The organism is Denitrificimonas caeni DSM 24390 (assembly GCF_000421765.1).
Taxonomy (GTDB): domain Bacteria; phylum Pseudomonadota; class Gammaproteobacteria; order Pseudomonadales; family Pseudomonadaceae; genus Denitrificimonas; species Denitrificimonas caeni.
In genome coordinates this window covers 104,499-118,672 of sequence record NZ_ATXQ01000007.1, presented here as the reverse complement: position 1 = coordinate 118,672, position 14,174 = coordinate 104,499, and the positions used below count along the sequence as shown (strand labels likewise).

Here is a 14,174-nt window from a genome sequence, read left to right as displayed (position 1 = left end):
ATTACAACTACAAGTCTGCATGCCGTCGCCGATATCTTTACGGCTCTGAACAAACAATCGACTGTTCTCCTCGCGGTACGCCTCCCAAGCTAAGAGCTTGCTCATTCCTTCTAAATTATATCATCGTCATTCCCTATGAATCTGACCGAACTAAAACAAAAACCCGTCGCTGAACTGCTAGAAATGGCTGAACAAATGGGCCTGGATAACATGGCTCGTTCGCGTAAGCAGGATATTATTTTTTCACTCCTTAAGCGTCATGCGCGTGGTGGTGAAGAAATTTCTGGTGATGGCGTTCTAGAAATACTACAAGATGGTTTTGGCTTTCTGCGCTCAGCAGACTCGTCATACCTTGCTGGCCCGGACGATATTTATGTGTCGCCGAGTCAAATTCGCCGTTTTAACTTAAGAACGGGCGACACCATTATTGGTAAAATTCGTCCTCCAAAAGAAGGCGAACGTTATTTTGCGCTGCTGAAAGTGGACTCGATTAACTTTGATCGTCCAGAAAACGCACGCAATAAAATTCTTTTCGAAAACCTGACTCCGCTGTTTCCAACTAAGCGTTTGACGATGGAGATCGGTAACGGCTCGACTGAAGATTTGATCGGCCGTGTGATTGATTTGGCTGCGCCAATTGGTAAAGGCCAACGTGGTTTGATTGTGGCACCGCCGAAAGCCGGTAAAACCATCATGCTGCAAAACATTGCTTCGAACATTACCCGTAACAACCCAGAGTGCCATCTAATTGTTTTGCTGATTGATGAGCGTCCTGAAGAAGTAACGGAAATGCAGCGTACCGTCCGTGGTGAAGTGGTTGCCTCAACCTTTGATGAGCCACCCACTCGTCACGTGCAAGTGGCAGAGATGGTCATCGAAAAAGCCAAGCGCTTGGTTGAGCACAAAAAAGACGTGGTGATTTTGCTCGACTCCATCACGCGTTTAGCCCGTGCTTACAACACTGTGATTCCAAGCTCCGGCAAAGTACTCACTGGTGGTGTGGATGCGCATGCGTTAGAGAAGCCAAAGCGTTTCTTTGGTGCGGCGCGTAACATCGAAGAAGGTGGATCATTGACCATTATCGCGACGGCTCTGGTTGAGACCGGTTCGAAAATGGATGAAGTGATCTACGAAGAGTTTAAAGGCACCGGTAATATGGAGCTGCAACTTGAGCGCCGTATTGCTGAAAAACGGGTGTTCCCTGCGATTAATATCAACCGTTCAGGTACCCGTCGTGAAGAGCTGTTAACCAGCGAAGATGAATTGCAGCGTATGTGGATTTTACGCAAGCTGTTGCATCCTATGGATGAAACGGCCGCCATCGAGTTTTTGTTAGATAAGCTTAAAGACACAAAAACCAATGATGAGTTTTTCATGTCGATGAAGCGCAGCAAATAACTCTTGTTTAGTACTACAAGCGCTGACGGCTTAGCCGCTTAGCGCTTGATCTGCTACGGACATATATCATGCAATATACTGATCTTCGAGACTTCATCAGCGGCCTTGAGCAGCGTGGTGAGCTCAAGCGTATACTCACGCCCATCTCTCCTATTTTAGAAATGACTGAAATCTGTGATCGTACCTTACGTAAAGGTGGTCCGGCTTTGTTGTTTGAAAACCCTGTTGGTTTTACCACCCCCGTGCTTGGTAACCTCTTTGGTACGCCTAAACGTGTGGCCATGGGTATGGGAGCGGAAAGTACGACAGAGCTACGTGAGATTGGTAAGTTGCTAGCAGCGCTGAAAGAGCCTGAACCACCCAAAGGCTTTAAGGATGCTTTAAGTAAGCTGCCGATGTATAAAAAAGTCTTGTCGATGGCTCCTAAAGTGCGTCGAGATGGTCCTTGTCAGGAAGTGATTATTGAAGGCGATGCTGTTGATCTGAACGCCTTGCCCGTTCAAACGTGCTGGCCAGGCGATGCTGCGCCGCTTATTACTTGGGGACTAACCATCACCAAGGGCCCGAATAAAGAACGTCAGAATCTGGGCATTTATCGCCAGCAAGTTTTGGGTCGCAATAAAGTGATTATGCGCTGGCTCAGCCACCGTGGCGGTGCGTTAGACTTTCGTGATTGGTGCAAAACCTATCCAGGTCGCCCCTACCCCGTTGCGGTGGCTCTCGGTGCTGACCCAGCAACTATTCTAGGTGCCGTCACACCTGTGCCTGATACCTTGTCGGAATATGCTTTTGCTGGTTTGCTGCGAGGCTCACGTACAGAATTAGTCAAAGCGATTGGCAGCGATCTGCAAGTACCTGCGCAAGCTGAGTACGTACTGGAAGGGCATATTTACCCAGGCGAGATGGCCGATGAAGGTCCATACGGTGATCACACGGGTTATTACAACGAAGTGGATAGCTTTCCGGTCTTTACTGTGGAGCGTATCACCCATCGTAAAAACCCCATTTACCATAGTACCTATACCGGCCGTCCGCCGGATGAGCCGGCTATTTTAGGCGTGGCACTCAATGAAGTGTTTGTGCCAATTTTGCAAAAGCAATTTCCAGAAATTGTCGATTTTTATCTCCCTCCAGAAGGTTGTTCTTATCGTATGGCGGTGGTGACGATTAAAAAACAATACCCTGGGCATGCCAAGCGGGTGATGCTAGGTGTGTGGAGTTTCTTGCGGCAGTTTATGTATACCAAATTCGTTATTGTCACCGATGATGATGTCAATGCACGTGATTGGAATGATGTGATTTGGGCGATTACCACGCGTATGGATCCAAGTCGCGACACGGTATTAATTGATAATACACCAATCGACTATTTAGACTTCGCCTCCCCTGTTTCTGGCTTAGGTAGCAAGATGGGTTTGGATGCGACACATAAATGGCTAGGTGAGACCACTCGAGAGTGGGGTCGTGTGATTGAGCAAGATCCTGCGGTAAAAAAGCGCGTTGATGCGCTCTGGGCTGAGCTTGGTATTGATTAATGCGCTTGAGTGATGATTGTGTTGTGCACACACAGGGAACAAAATACGCATGAAAGTCATGTTACAACCGTCAGGCCATGTCATTGAACTGTTGCCGGGCGAAAAAATTATTGATGCGGTGCGCCGCCTAGGTTTTGATGCGCCACAAAGCTGTCGCAATGGTAATTGCCATATTTGCGCCGCTAATTTAATCAGCGGTAAAGTTCGCCAAGGCAACGATATTTTTGAGACAGGTGAGTTGTTTACTTGTCTTGCTGAGCCCTTAAGCGATTGTGAATTGCATTGGGATGGCGTGCTTGCCGAAAATGAGTTGCCTTTATGTAAAGCGGCTTGTCAGTTGGTCAGTGTGACGCCTTTAGGTGCGGATGTTTTTTCGGTGCATTTGCGTCTGCCTGCTGGAAAAGTGGTGCGTTATCATGCCGGTCAGTATCTATTGATTGAGCGTGAAAATGGTGAGTCCAGTGCTTTCTCTATAGCGTCTGCGCCACAGCAAGGCCGCGAATTGGAATTGCACATTCTGGCTCGCGATAACCCGGCCGTTGAGTTGCTCAAGCAACTGCAAAAAGAGCGTATTGCGCGTATTCAAATGCCCTTTGGTGATGTGCATTTGGCGGCTGCTGATCAGCGCCCGTTATTGCTGATTGCTGCTGGCACGGGTATGGCGCAGATCCATAGTTTAATTGAGCATTGTCGTGCGACTGGATTCAGTCAGCCGATCCATGTCTATTGGGGGGCACGGTTGGCTGAGGATTTTTATTCGCTGAAGAACTTAGCCGTTTGGCAGCAAATGCCCAATCTGCATTTTCATCAGGTTGTCAGTGAAGGTGCTGGCTGGAGTGGTCGGATGGGGATGTTGTATGAGGCGGTGTGTCTGGATATTCAACATCTAAGTGATTACCACGTGATTGTGAGTGGTTCGCCAGCGATGGTTTACGGCACTTTTGATGCGCTAGTGGCCGCTGGTATGCAGCCAGAGCAAATGCACGCTGATGTGTTTTCCTATGCACCAAGGCCAGAATAAAACTAAACTCTGATTGTGAATTGTGCTCTGGTCTTGGTCCTAGTAAACGTTGGCATGCGTATATCGTCCTTGCTACTTTGCTGTGTTAAAAATGATAAACCTGTGCATGTCGTACTTCGGGGTCAGTGTTTATCCGTCGATGAACCCATCCAGGGTTCAACTCCGGCGCTCGTCATCCATGACTCGCTTGTCACACCTACCCCGAAGTACTCGTTGAGCATTGGCGTTGTTGGCACTATTGCAGCCCCATTCATTAGAGCAACAGGAATTTTTCCAAGCAGCTTTTCTACCCTTTGCTACAGGCCAATAGAGCTGAATAAACCTGCGCAGAATGATGGTTTTAAAAGAGTCATGCGAAAAATTCGCAAACAACACTGTTGGTCAATGAGTATCTTGTTGGTGTCGCGACCAGCGTAGCCATGGATGGCGCAGCCCCGAATCGGGTCAGGATGACCCGTTGAGGGAAAAGCGATGCTAACAAGATATGGCATGCGTATATCGTCCTTGCTACTTTGCTGTGCTAAAAATGATAAACCTGCGTGTGTCGTACTTCGGGGTAAGTGTTCATCCGTCGATGAACCCGTCCAGGGTTCAACTCCGGCGCTCGCCATCCTTGGCTCGCTCAACACACCAACCCCGAAGCACTCATTGACCATATGCACTGTTAGCACTATTGCAGTTGCAATCATCTATACAGATTTACACTTGTTGCAGACCAGCAGACCAGCAGACCAGCAGACCAGCAGAACTGAATAGACCTGCACAGAATGACGGCTTTAAAAGAGTCATGCGAAAAATTCGCAAACAACACTGTTGGTCAATGAGTATCTTGTTGGTGTCGCGACGAGCGAGTCATGGATGACGAAGCGCCCGAATCGGGTCAGGATGACCCATTGAGGGAACAGCGATATCAACAAGGTACGGTATGCGCATAGCGTTCTCGCTGCTTCGTTATGCTAAAAGTTGGTAACTCTGCGTAAGTTGCAATGCGGGCAGGCTGCCCGCGCTCCCAATTCTTAAACAACATCACTGACCTACAAGGTACGGCGTGCGCATAGCGTCCTAGCTGCTCGCGCGCTCAAGGCCGCAACAATGGCATAGCGCGCTTCTGTAGCTTTAACAAAAACCTTCTACTGACAAGCCTGCTGTTCCTTCGCCAGCAATGCACGTTTACGTTCTACACCCCAACGATAACCAGAAATCCCGCCATCGGCACGTAAAATACGGTGGCATGGAATCACTAAAGCCAGCGGATTAGCCGCGCAAGCATTGGCCACAGCGCGCACTGCTTTAGGTTTATGTAAACGCTCGGCAACATCGCTATAACTGAGTGTTTGCCCCACTGGAATCGTCTGTAATACCGCCCACACACTTTTCTGAAAATCACTGCCTTGGATATCCAAAGGAAAATCTAAAGGTGTCAAAGGCTTGTCTAAAAACTCAGTCACTGTCTTTAACGATGCCGCCAGAGCCTGATCATTTTTGACCAGTTTTGCTTTGGGCAAGCGTTGTTGTAAATTTTCGACAAGCTCGGCTTGGCTGTCACCGAGCAAAATAGTACAAATCCCCTTTGCACTGCGCGCTAATAAAATCGCAGCAAAAGCGGTTTCGGTAGTGGAAAACTCAATGGTTTTGACTGTTGACGTCGACATATTGGCTCCTTGCTCAGGTGGGGTTAAGCAGGATTGATGTTTGCAGCGTAGGCGTTAAACAATAGCTCAAAACCTGTCAAAGTTCGCTCAATAATGCGTTGATCAGAGATGTCTTTAGGTCGCTGTAAAACCTCATGCAAAAGCAGCGAGGTCAAACCGTGAATATACGACCAACTGGCCAATGCTGCGCTGCGCACATCAGGGCTGTCAGGTGTTTGTTTGAGTAAATCTGCGACCATCAATTCCAGTCTAGAAAAGGCCTGTTGCCGAGCATTAAGCAAGTGTTCGGGCATCTGCTCAAACTCCAATTCAGGTCCAAACATCAACTGATAAAGCGCTGGATTACGACGGCCAAAATTAAGATAAATTAAACAAAAACCGCGTATTTTTTCCTCGACCGGTAGCGCCACCGCCTTTTCATTAAGCTCCTCTGCCAACTCCAAATAACCTTGAGTGGCCAGTTGTGCGAGCAGTTCGGCACGGTTGGTAAAGTGGTGATAAGCCGCCGTCGCCGTGACACCGAGCGCGCTGCATAACGCACGCATGGATAACTTCGCCACACCCACTTCTTCCAGCATGCTGCGCGCGCTAGATAAGAGTTGTTCAGCCAAATTACCAACGTGGTAGTGCTGACGCGAGTTAGGTTGTTGTGCGCTCACAAAAAGTCCTTGAGTCTAGAAAATACAGTTGCAGCCGAGCCACATCTTAGCACTGCCTATGATCTTGACAGTGTTAAGATTCAATTATAGCCTGAACCTCAACAACGATTCTGCGCCATGAGAGTGACTTGCTAACTGGCGCAATAATTACGCTGCTAATAACAATAATATCCTTTGGAGCACCAAGATGACGGCAGTTAATCCCTGGCAGAAGAGCTATCCTGAATCCATTCGTAACTACCAAGTGCCTGCCGCTGTTATGCAAGGCAGTGTCGCCCAATTCAGCGCTGTGGGTGCTGCACAATACCCAGATAGCAACGCTTTCAGCATGGTGCTCGCCAATGGCTTGCAGCAAAGCTTAACTTTTAAGCAGGTGGACGATTTATCCACTGCCTTTGCCGCTTTTTTAGTGGCGCAAGGTTTGCAGCGTGGTGATGTGGTTGCGATTCAGTTGCCGACCAGCTTGCACTATCCGATTGCAGTGATGGGCGCTTGGAAAGCCGGTTTGATCATTACCAATATGAACCCGCTGTATACCGCCCGTGAAGTCGCACTGCAGATTGAAGACAGCAATGCCAAGCTTTTGATTGCTTCTGACCTGTTTGCCAATACGGTGAAACCGGTGGTTGAGCAGCAGAGTTTAGCGCTAGTCTTGTGCTCCATGGCAGACTTTTTCCCTGAGCCAATTGCGGCTGCCATTCGTCAACATCTTGGCGTTAAGCTTGAGCTCGATGCCTCGCAGTATCAAACCTTTAGCGATGCTCTGAGTGCTGGTGCGCAGTTGCCGCCTGCGCAGCGTGAAGCACATCCGATCGCTTTGTATCAACACACCGGTGGAACCACAGGACGCAGTAAAGGTGCGCCGTTAACCCATGCAAACCTGCTGGCGGTGTTGGAAATGGCACAGGTGCATGTAAATGCCTATGATGTGAAAATTGAGCCTGGCGAATTCATTTTGACAGCCCTGCCCCTGTATCATATTTTTGCCTTCAATTTTAACTTCCTACTATTTTTCAAACTAGGTGCTTGCAACGTTTTAGTGCCCAATCCAAGGCCGTTAAACAATCTCAAGCCAGCTTTTGCGCAATTTAAAATTGGTTGGATGACCGGTGTTGATACCTTATATGCCGGTTTATTAGCGGAGCCATGGTTTACTGAAAAACCCTTGCACCTTAAATACGTAGTCTCTGGCGGTACGGCGCTAAGACCCAGCACTGCCATGCAATGGCAGCAGCGTATTTGCCCGATTTTAGAAGGCTATGGCCTGACTGAAACCAGTTGCTTTGTTTCCCTCAATCCGCCGCTAGGACAGGTGCGTCTAGGCTATGTCGGCCTGCCCTTACCGGCCTGCGAAGTGCGCATTGTGGCTGAGGATGGCCAGGACCTGCCCTTTGGTGAAGCGGGCGAATTGGCTGTGCGTGGTCCGCATGTGATCAATGAGTACTTAAATCAACCAGAAGAAAGCCAAGCCAGTTTACGCAACGGCTGGTTTTTTACCGGTGATATGGCGGTGATGGATGAAAATGGCTTTTTGCAAATTGTGGATCGCAAAAAAGACATCGTTTTAGTGTCAGGCTTTAACGTTTACCCCAATGAAGTGGAAGGCGTGATTGCCCTGCATCCAGATGTTATCGAAGTGGCGGTTATTGGTCGCCCTGATGACAACAGCGGTGAAGCGGTGTGCGCTTATATCTGCTCGCGCAACGCTAACTTGACAGCAGCAGAAATCATCGACTATTGCCGTAAGCAGCTGACCGGCTACAAAGTGCCTAAATACATTGAGTTTCGTGAGCAGTTGCCGAAGTCGCCGGTGGGGAAAATCTTGCGGGCACAATTGCGTGATCCACAACCTGCCAGTCAACAACAATAAATACGAGGTGATTTGATGACATCTGTAACTCGACCTGAAGCCGTTAGCCAAGCCCTGGCTCATTGGCACAGGATGGTAGCACAAGGTGATTTATCGACGCTGCCGAGCATTTTGCATGCGCAGGCGGTGTTTCGTTCGCCCGTTGCGCATACGCCCTACCCTGGTGCTCCGATAGTGGCTTTAATTTTAAACACGGTCGCCAAAGTATTTACTGATTTCGAGTATTTGCGTGAATTGTCCACTGCAGATGGCTTAAGCGTGGTGCTTGAGTTCAGCGCTAAAGTCAATGGCAAGCAGCTCAAAGGCATCGATATGATTCGCTTTGACGAGAGTGGCAAGATCGTTGAGTTTGAGGTGATGATTCGTCCACTCAATGCTCTGCAGGCTTTGGCGGCTGAAATGGCTTCGCGTTTAGCCCAGTACTTGCCAAGTAAATAGGTGGTGACATAAATTGGTTTTAGAGAATGGCATCTGGAAAATGAGTAAACTAATGCTAGATTACATATATTGTGTGATTTTAATTAGGTAATAAATATGTTTGTTGTTTGTGAGATATTTACAAGATACTATTGGTTTTAGTTTTAAGTGGTTTCTACTAAAATAAAATTTGAAAAAGAGTTAGAGGATTTATGGATTTTAATTTGAATAATAAACATACTGAGAGCCTGCTTGTAAGTTTCTTAGGTAATAAGAACCAAGAGAAATACTTGAACTATTTCAGAGCTTTAAGTTTTTATAGGCTAAAGGTTTCGTGGCACTGGCCTGCGTTTTTCTTCACAGCATTTTGGTTGATGTACAGAAGAATGTGGTTTGGAGCCGTTTTATATTTAATTACACCATTTGTTTTTGGTTTTATTGCTCTAGCAGCTAGAGGGTCTTCAGGCGAAGTAGTTGCTTCAATTATTACCGCTTTAGGGACCGCTATATATTATATATCGCCCCCGTTAATTGCAAATTACTTGTATTATTTAAAATTCGAAAATGAAGCTTCGAAAGCACAGGAATTATTTCCAGAAAATAAAGAAAATCAAATTAATTATTTGAGAGATACAGGTGGTACTACTAGCTTGTTAACTATGGTTTTTGTGGCCGTCCCTCTTTATTTTGGATTAAATTTGTTGATGATTTTTATTTTAAAAAACATGATAAGAGTTTGATGTGTGGAAATGCAGATTATCTTTATGTTTTAATATGGGCGGAAGGATTAGCTCCTGTTTTAAAGATATTTTCAGGGTCGAGTCTACATATAAGAAATTGTCAGATGCTACCCTTAATAAAGCTCTGTAAAGGTAGATTCATTAAAGACCATCCTTTATCTGTTTAAGAGCTTTGCTATCCAAGCAAACAGCTGAGTATGATCTTAGCACTGCCAAGTCGCTGCCGATTGCGCTAAAATAACAAGCACGCTTGAGCCGCTGGGTTCAAGTGGCTTGTTATTATGTCGATTAGGGTTGAGAGCGATGATACGTGAGAAACCAACACCACCAGAAGACTATGAATGCTGTGAAAGTGGCTGTTCGCCTTGTGTATGGGACACTTATTACGATGATGTGCAAGAGTGGCAAGCAGAACAAAACGCAGCGAAGCAGGCTGCAGAGCAAGCCGCTGTGGATGTAAAAAACGCAGAGTAGCATCACTCCTAAGCTTAAGGAGACTGTTATGGCAACCGGTTGGGCGCATGATGGCGCCGTGCAAGAGCAAATTGAAAGCAGTATTGAAGATGCTGTGCAGCGTGTTCGTCAGCAATTGCCGCAAGGGCCCAGTGCTGAGCATTGCCAGAACTGTGATGCGCTGATTCCTGAAGGCCGCAGACTCGCCATTCCAGGTGTGCAACTGTGCATCACCTGCCAATCACTTGAAGATCAACAAACCCGCTTCAGCGGTTACAATCGCCGCGGCAGTAAAGACAGTCAATTGCGCTGAGATAAGCGCCCTTCTACCCGCATCACTCTGTATTACCCGCCTGATATATTTGCTTACGCTTTATAGATCAATATTTCTCCTTTGACTTGATGGACGCTATAGGTTTTTGTGCATAGAAAGGCATAAACTTCGGCACCTTTTCTAATGTGCTCACAGAGGACTCATATGACAACCGTTCTACTGGTTTTAGCGTTCTTGGGCTTTCTATCAATTGTTGCGGAAGATTTCACAAAAATTGATAAAGCCAAAGCCACGTTGTTTTTTGGCACGCTGGTGTGGGTGCTGTATTTCATTGCCCCGCCCGGTGATTTAAGCACTGAACAATTGATGCATTCGTTGAATGAAAACCTTTTAGAAATCGCCACCTTGTGGTTGTTTTTAATGGCAGCGATGACCTTTGTGGCTTATGTGTCACACAAAGGCGTGATTGATGGCATCGTCAATAAAGTCATGCCAACGCGCATGACTGAGCGGCGCTTGATGCTGGTGACGGGCCTGTTTGCTTTCTTCTTTTCATCAATGGCCGATAACATTACCGCCACCTTAGTGTGCATTACGGTATTGCTCAGCCTCAATCTAAGCACTGATAAACTGCTGCGCTACATTATTTTGGTGGTGTTTGCGGTCAACTCAGGTGGTGCGGCATTGATCACTGGTGATGTGACCACGCTGATGATTTTCTTGGCCGGCAAAGTCAAAATTGCTGATTTGGTGTTATTGAGTGTGCCAGCTTTGTTAGCGGTGTTGTTTTTAGCTTTTATCTTGTCGCGCAGTCTGACTGGCGATGTGGTGTTGGTCAAACGCCAAACCGATATTGCTAAAGGCGATCAGATCATTGCAGGACTCTTCTTAGCCACCATTATCGGCACCATTGGTGCGAACGTCGCTTTCGGTATTCCGCCGGTACTGTCGTTCTTATTTGGCTTAGCAGTGATGTTTATGGCCGTGCATTTCCTCAATAAAGATGAGGCTGTGCTCGAATATATCCGCAAAATCGAGTTTGATACCTTGCTGTTTTTCTTAGGTGTGTTGCTGTTAGTTGGCATGCTCAAAGAGCTGCATGTGCTGGAACACTTCCCAGCGTTATACGAAAAACTACCGATTGTCGTCGCTAACTATTCAGTGGGTTTATTCTCAGCACTGATTGATAACGTCCCTCTAACCGCTGCCTTGCTTAAATCGGGAATTGAGATGAGTGAAGGTCAATGGCTAACTTTGACCTACTCTGTCGGTGTCGGTGGCTCCTTGTTAGCCATTGGTTCGGCGGCAGGTGTGGTGGCGATGAGTAAAATCTCGGCACTCACATTTATGGCTTACTTGCGTTATTTTGGCTATTTGCTGTTGGCTTACACCGTAGGTTTCCTTGGTGTGTTTGCGGTGAGCTATTTGATTTAATCAATTTGCAGCGCAACAATTAAAACTGTTAAAAATGCCGGTCAGCTTAGCTGATTGGCATTTTTTTAGGCTGGGTTAGAAAACACAGTTTTGTGAAGAATTGTTAAGTCGCTATTTAGCGCTAGGCATTTGCTCGACGAATTAATAGACTCTTGAGTACAAAAATGCAGTGAGCCTGACATCGCTTGCTGAATAATAAGACGGAGAGTTTTTATGAGTGACACGAGCCAAGCTGCGCAAGCAGTGACTTTACAGGCTGCCGATGGCTATCCAATCAGTGCATATTTATATGCTACGTGCGCAGAGACTGTTAAAGGTCAGCTGCTGATAGCTGGCGCAACAGGCGTTGGTCAACAGTTCTATCGACGTTTTGCCGAGTACGCCAGCGCTCAAGGTTTTAACGTATTGACCTTGGATTATCGCGGCACCGGTCAGTCCGCGCCTAAGCAGCTTAAAGGTTTCCAAATGGCCTTTGAAGATTGGGGGCAGTTGGATCTAGCTGCTGCGGTCGACTATATGCATCGTGATGATTTGCCGTTGTTTTTAGTCGGACACTCGTATGGCGGTCATGCCTTGGGTTTGTTACCCAACCATGAGAAAGTCAGTCGCTGCTATACCGTCGGTACAGGTGCAGGCTGGCATGGTTGGATGCCGTTGCCGGAGCGCTTAAAAGTCCAGTTTATGTGGAATGTCGTCTTTCCTGTCTTTGTGGCTTGGAAAGGCTATTTGCCATGGAAAATGCTCGGAATGGGTGAAGATATGCCCATCGATGTTTATCGGTCTTGGAAACGCTGGTGTGGCATGCCACATTATTTTTTTGATGACCCGCTGGTGCGTGAAAGTAAAAAACTACAGTTTGCGCAGATATCCACACCGATTACTGCCGCGGTTGCTTTGGATGATCTCTGGGCACTGCCGGTCTCGCGTGATGCTTTTATGCAGTATTACAGCGCTGCAGAGGTGACTCACCGAGATCTTGACCCACAAGCCTATAACTTGAAGTTTGGTGCGATTGGCCACATGGGGTATTTCCGTCCGCTGGCGCAGCCGTTATGGGATGAGATTTTGGCCTGGTTTGCCGAGCCGCTCACTGCTAAATAAGTAGTTATTTTCTTAGCTATTTCTCTCTCTGTGTTAAATATCAGTGATTGCTTGATGCGCAAATCAAGCAATCACTGATCATCTGTTTTTAACTTAAATACCTTAAAAGGTTCACACTGGAGACTTTGCCACATAAGCTGTGCAACGTTTTATTGTGCCTAGCGGCCTGCTACCCTTTTATTTAATGGGATATGAGGAAGGCATTTAATAGATATGGCGGTTAAATGATCAGCGCGGAGTCTTTATGAGTGATGGTTTTGTTATCGTTTTAAACAGTTATTACACTTTAATTGCGGCCACTGTTGTCTTGCTGGTGGGACGAGTCTTGGTCCAGCGCGTGCGAGTGCTCAATAATTTCAATATTCCAGAGCCCGTAGTTGGCGGTTTGATTGCAGCGTTATTGGTGCTGGCCTTGCATCAGTTCAATGGCTTTTCGATAAAAATCGAAAAAGGCCTGCAAGATGGCTTTATGTTGATGTTTTTTGCTTCGATTGGTTTAAGTGCTGATTTCAGTCGATTAAAAGCCGGTGGCTTGCCGTTAGTGCTGTTCACCACAATCGTCGCTGGTTTTATTGTGGTGCAAAACGTGGTGGGGATTAGTCTTGCCTCGCTCTTGGGCTTGGAGCCTTTGACCGGACTGATTACTGGCTCGATCACTTTAGTGGGTGGTCACGGTACTGCTGCGGGTTGGGGGCAAATCTTTGAAACCGACTTTGGTATTGAAGGTGCGGTTGCTTTAGGTATGGCCTGCGCTACTTTTGGTTTGGTCTGTGGTGGTCTCATTGGTGGTCCGGTGGCACGGCGTTTAATGAAAAAAGTTCAGTTGCCAAGCGAAGGCACGAACACAGGTCCTCGCGTTGCTTTTGAACAACCTCAGCAGATGCGTTTTATTACTGCGGACAGTGCGATTGAAACCTTAGCCTTGTTTGCCGTGTGTTTAGCCAGCGCTTCTTATCTATCGAGTTTTATGGCGGAGCACTTTAGCGAATCGAATTTTGTGATTCCGACCTTTGTTTGGGCTTTGGGCTCGGGCGTGGTTGTGCGTAATGTGTTGTGTAGTCTTTTTAAAGTGAATGTCTTTGATCGCTGTGTGGATGTGTTCGGTAATGTGTCTTTGTCATTATTTTTAGCGATGGCGCTGCTGAGTTTGGAGCTGTGGGTGATTAAAGATTTAGCGATACCTTTGGTGATTATTTTAGGCGTACAAGCTGTTGTAATGGTTTTGTTTGCGATTTTTGTGGTCTTTCGGGTGATGGGTAAAGACTATGATGCGGCGGTCTTAGCAGGAGGTTTTTGTGGTTTCGGGATGGGCGCGACGCCGACTGCTGTTGCGAATATGCAGGCTGTGACAGACCGTTATGGTCCTTCGCATAAAGCGTTTTTGATTGTACCGATGGTGGGTGCGTTTTTTGTCGATATTCTGAATGCAACGATTCTGTCGGCGATTACTTCGTTGCCGTTTTGGAATTAATGATCTGCAGGCGTTTAGTGTGTCTGCATTCAATCAGTTCGTCATAAAAGAATCCTGAATGATATGTGCATGGCGTACCTTGTTCGCATCGCTTTTCCCTCAACGGGTCATCCTGCCCCGATTTGGGGCTACGCCATCCCTGGCTCCGC

The 14,174-nt window shown here is 47.0% G+C and carries 13 protein-coding genes; 11 read left to right on the top strand and 2 right to left on the bottom strand.

Features of this window, described 5'->3' with window-relative positions:
• Positions 1-135: 135 nt before the first annotated feature.
• The 3 genes from rho (at position 136) to H591_RS0110925 (ending at position 3,954) form a co-directional block, all read left to right on the top strand.
• A complete protein-coding gene (rho, locus tag H591_RS0110935) occupies positions 136-1,398 on the top strand; it encodes a transcription termination factor Rho (RefSeq protein ID WP_022967001.1) in 1,263 nt (420 codons plus the stop codon).
• Between the two features lie 68 nt (positions 1,399-1,466).
• Complete coding sequence (ubiD, locus tag H591_RS0110930) at positions 1,467-2,933, top strand: 4-hydroxy-3-polyprenylbenzoate decarboxylase (RefSeq protein WP_022967000.1); 1,467 nt, start codon at positions 1,467-1,469, stop codon at positions 2,931-2,933.
• Between the two features lie 49 nt (positions 2,934-2,982).
• Positions 2,983-3,954, top strand: coding sequence for a 2Fe-2S iron-sulfur cluster-binding protein (locus H591_RS0110925; RefSeq protein WP_022966999.1), 972 nt, complete (start codon positions 2,983-2,985; stop codon positions 3,952-3,954).
• Between the two features lie 1,130 nt (positions 3,955-5,084).
• Here H591_RS0110925 and H591_RS15320 read toward each other — a convergent pair.
• A complete protein-coding gene (locus H591_RS15320) occupies positions 5,085-5,606 on the bottom strand; it encodes a methylated-DNA--[protein]-cysteine S-methyltransferase (RefSeq protein WP_022966998.1) in 522 nt (173 codons plus the stop codon).
• A 23-nt stretch (positions 5,607-5,629) separates the two neighbouring features.
• A complete protein-coding gene (locus H591_RS0110915; RefSeq protein WP_022966997.1) occupies positions 5,630-6,265 on the bottom strand; it encodes a TetR/AcrR family transcriptional regulator in 636 nt (211 codons plus the stop codon).
• A gap of 187 nt (positions 6,266-6,452) precedes the next feature.
• On the opposite strand from H591_RS0110915, the gene H591_RS0110910 reads away from it, so the two are divergent.
• The 8 genes from H591_RS0110910 to gltS all read left to right on the top strand — a co-directional run bounded on the left by H591_RS0110910 (position 6,453) and on the right by gltS (position 14,025).
• Positions 6,453-8,135, top strand: coding sequence for an AMP-binding protein (locus H591_RS0110910; protein WP_022966996.1), 1,683 nt, complete (start codon positions 6,453-6,455; stop codon positions 8,133-8,135).
• A gap of 15 nt (positions 8,136-8,150) precedes the next feature.
• Positions 8,151-8,573: a nuclear transport factor 2 family protein gene (locus H591_RS0110905; RefSeq protein WP_022966995.1), complete on the top strand. Its 423-nt coding sequence runs from the start codon at positions 8,151-8,153 to the stop codon at positions 8,571-8,573.
• A 191-nt stretch (positions 8,574-8,764) separates the two neighbouring features.
• Positions 8,765-9,292 carry a DUF2628 domain-containing protein gene (locus H591_RS0110900; RefSeq protein WP_022966994.1) on the top strand — a complete coding sequence of 176 codons (528 nt, stop codon included), beginning with the start codon at positions 8,765-8,767 and terminating at the stop codon, positions 9,290-9,292.
• A gap of 303 nt (positions 9,293-9,595) precedes the next feature.
• Positions 9,596-9,766 carry an oxidoreductase-like domain-containing protein gene (locus tag H591_RS15880; RefSeq protein ID WP_022966993.1) on the top strand — a complete coding sequence of 57 codons (171 nt, stop codon included), beginning with the start codon at positions 9,596-9,598 and terminating at the stop codon, positions 9,764-9,766.
• Positions 9,767-9,794: 28 nt separating this feature from the next.
• Entirely contained in the window at positions 9,795-10,058 is a 264-nt protein-coding gene (locus H591_RS0110890) for a DksA/TraR family C4-type zinc finger protein (protein WP_022966992.1), read from the top strand.
• 165 nt (positions 10,059-10,223) lie between these two features.
• Positions 10,224-11,453 carry a sodium:proton antiporter NhaD gene (gene nhaD, locus H591_RS0110885; RefSeq protein ID WP_022966991.1) on the top strand — a complete coding sequence of 410 codons (1,230 nt, stop codon included), beginning with the start codon at positions 10,224-10,226 and terminating at the stop codon, positions 11,451-11,453.
• Positions 11,454-11,666: 213 nt separating this feature from the next.
• Entirely contained in the window at positions 11,667-12,554 is an 888-nt protein-coding gene (locus tag H591_RS0110880) for an alpha/beta hydrolase family protein (protein WP_022966990.1), read from the top strand.
• A gap of 244 nt (positions 12,555-12,798) precedes the next feature.
• A complete protein-coding gene (gene gltS, locus H591_RS0110875) occupies positions 12,799-14,025 on the top strand; it encodes a sodium/glutamate symporter (protein ID WP_022966989.1) in 1,227 nt (408 codons plus the stop codon).
• The last annotated feature ends 149 nt before the right edge of the window (positions 14,026-14,174 follow it).

Excerpts from the sequence above, each read along its gene's own strand:
- rho (WP_022967001.1), top strand. The coding sequence starts at position 136 with ATGAATCTGACCGAACTAAAACAAAAACCCGTCGCTGAACTGCTAGAA.
- H591_RS0110925 (WP_022966999.1), top strand. The coding sequence starts at position 2,983 with ATGAAAGTCATGTTACAACCGTCAGGCCATGTCATTGAACTGTTGCCG.
- H591_RS0110880 (WP_022966990.1), top strand. The coding sequence starts at position 11,667 with ATGAGTGACACGAGCCAAGCTGCGCAAGCAGTGACTTTACAGGCTGCC.
- H591_RS0110890 (WP_022966992.1), top strand. The coding sequence starts at position 9,795 with ATGGCAACCGGTTGGGCGCATGATGGCGCCGTGCAAGAGCAAATTGAA.
- H591_RS0110905 (WP_022966995.1), top strand. The coding sequence starts at position 8,151 with ATGACATCTGTAACTCGACCTGAAGCCGTTAGCCAAGCCCTGGCTCAT.
- nhaD (WP_022966991.1), top strand. The coding sequence starts at position 10,224 with ATGACAACCGTTCTACTGGTTTTAGCGTTCTTGGGCTTTCTATCAATT.
- H591_RS0110900 (WP_022966994.1), top strand. The coding sequence starts at position 8,765 with ATGGATTTTAATTTGAATAATAAACATACTGAGAGCCTGCTTGTAAGT.
- gltS (WP_022966989.1), top strand. The coding sequence starts at position 12,799 with ATGAGTGATGGTTTTGTTATCGTTTTAAACAGTTATTACACTTTAATT.
- ubiD (WP_022967000.1), top strand. The coding sequence starts at position 1,467 with ATGCAATATACTGATCTTCGAGACTTCATCAGCGGCCTTGAGCAGCGT.
- H591_RS15320 (WP_022966998.1), bottom strand. The coding sequence starts at position 5,606 with ATGTCGACGTCAACAGTCAAAACCATTGAGTTTTCCACTACCGAAACC.
- H591_RS15880 (WP_022966993.1), top strand. The coding sequence starts at position 9,596 with ATGATACGTGAGAAACCAACACCACCAGAAGACTATGAATGCTGTGAA.
- H591_RS0110910 (WP_022966996.1), top strand. The coding sequence starts at position 6,453 with ATGACGGCAGTTAATCCCTGGCAGAAGAGCTATCCTGAATCCATTCGT.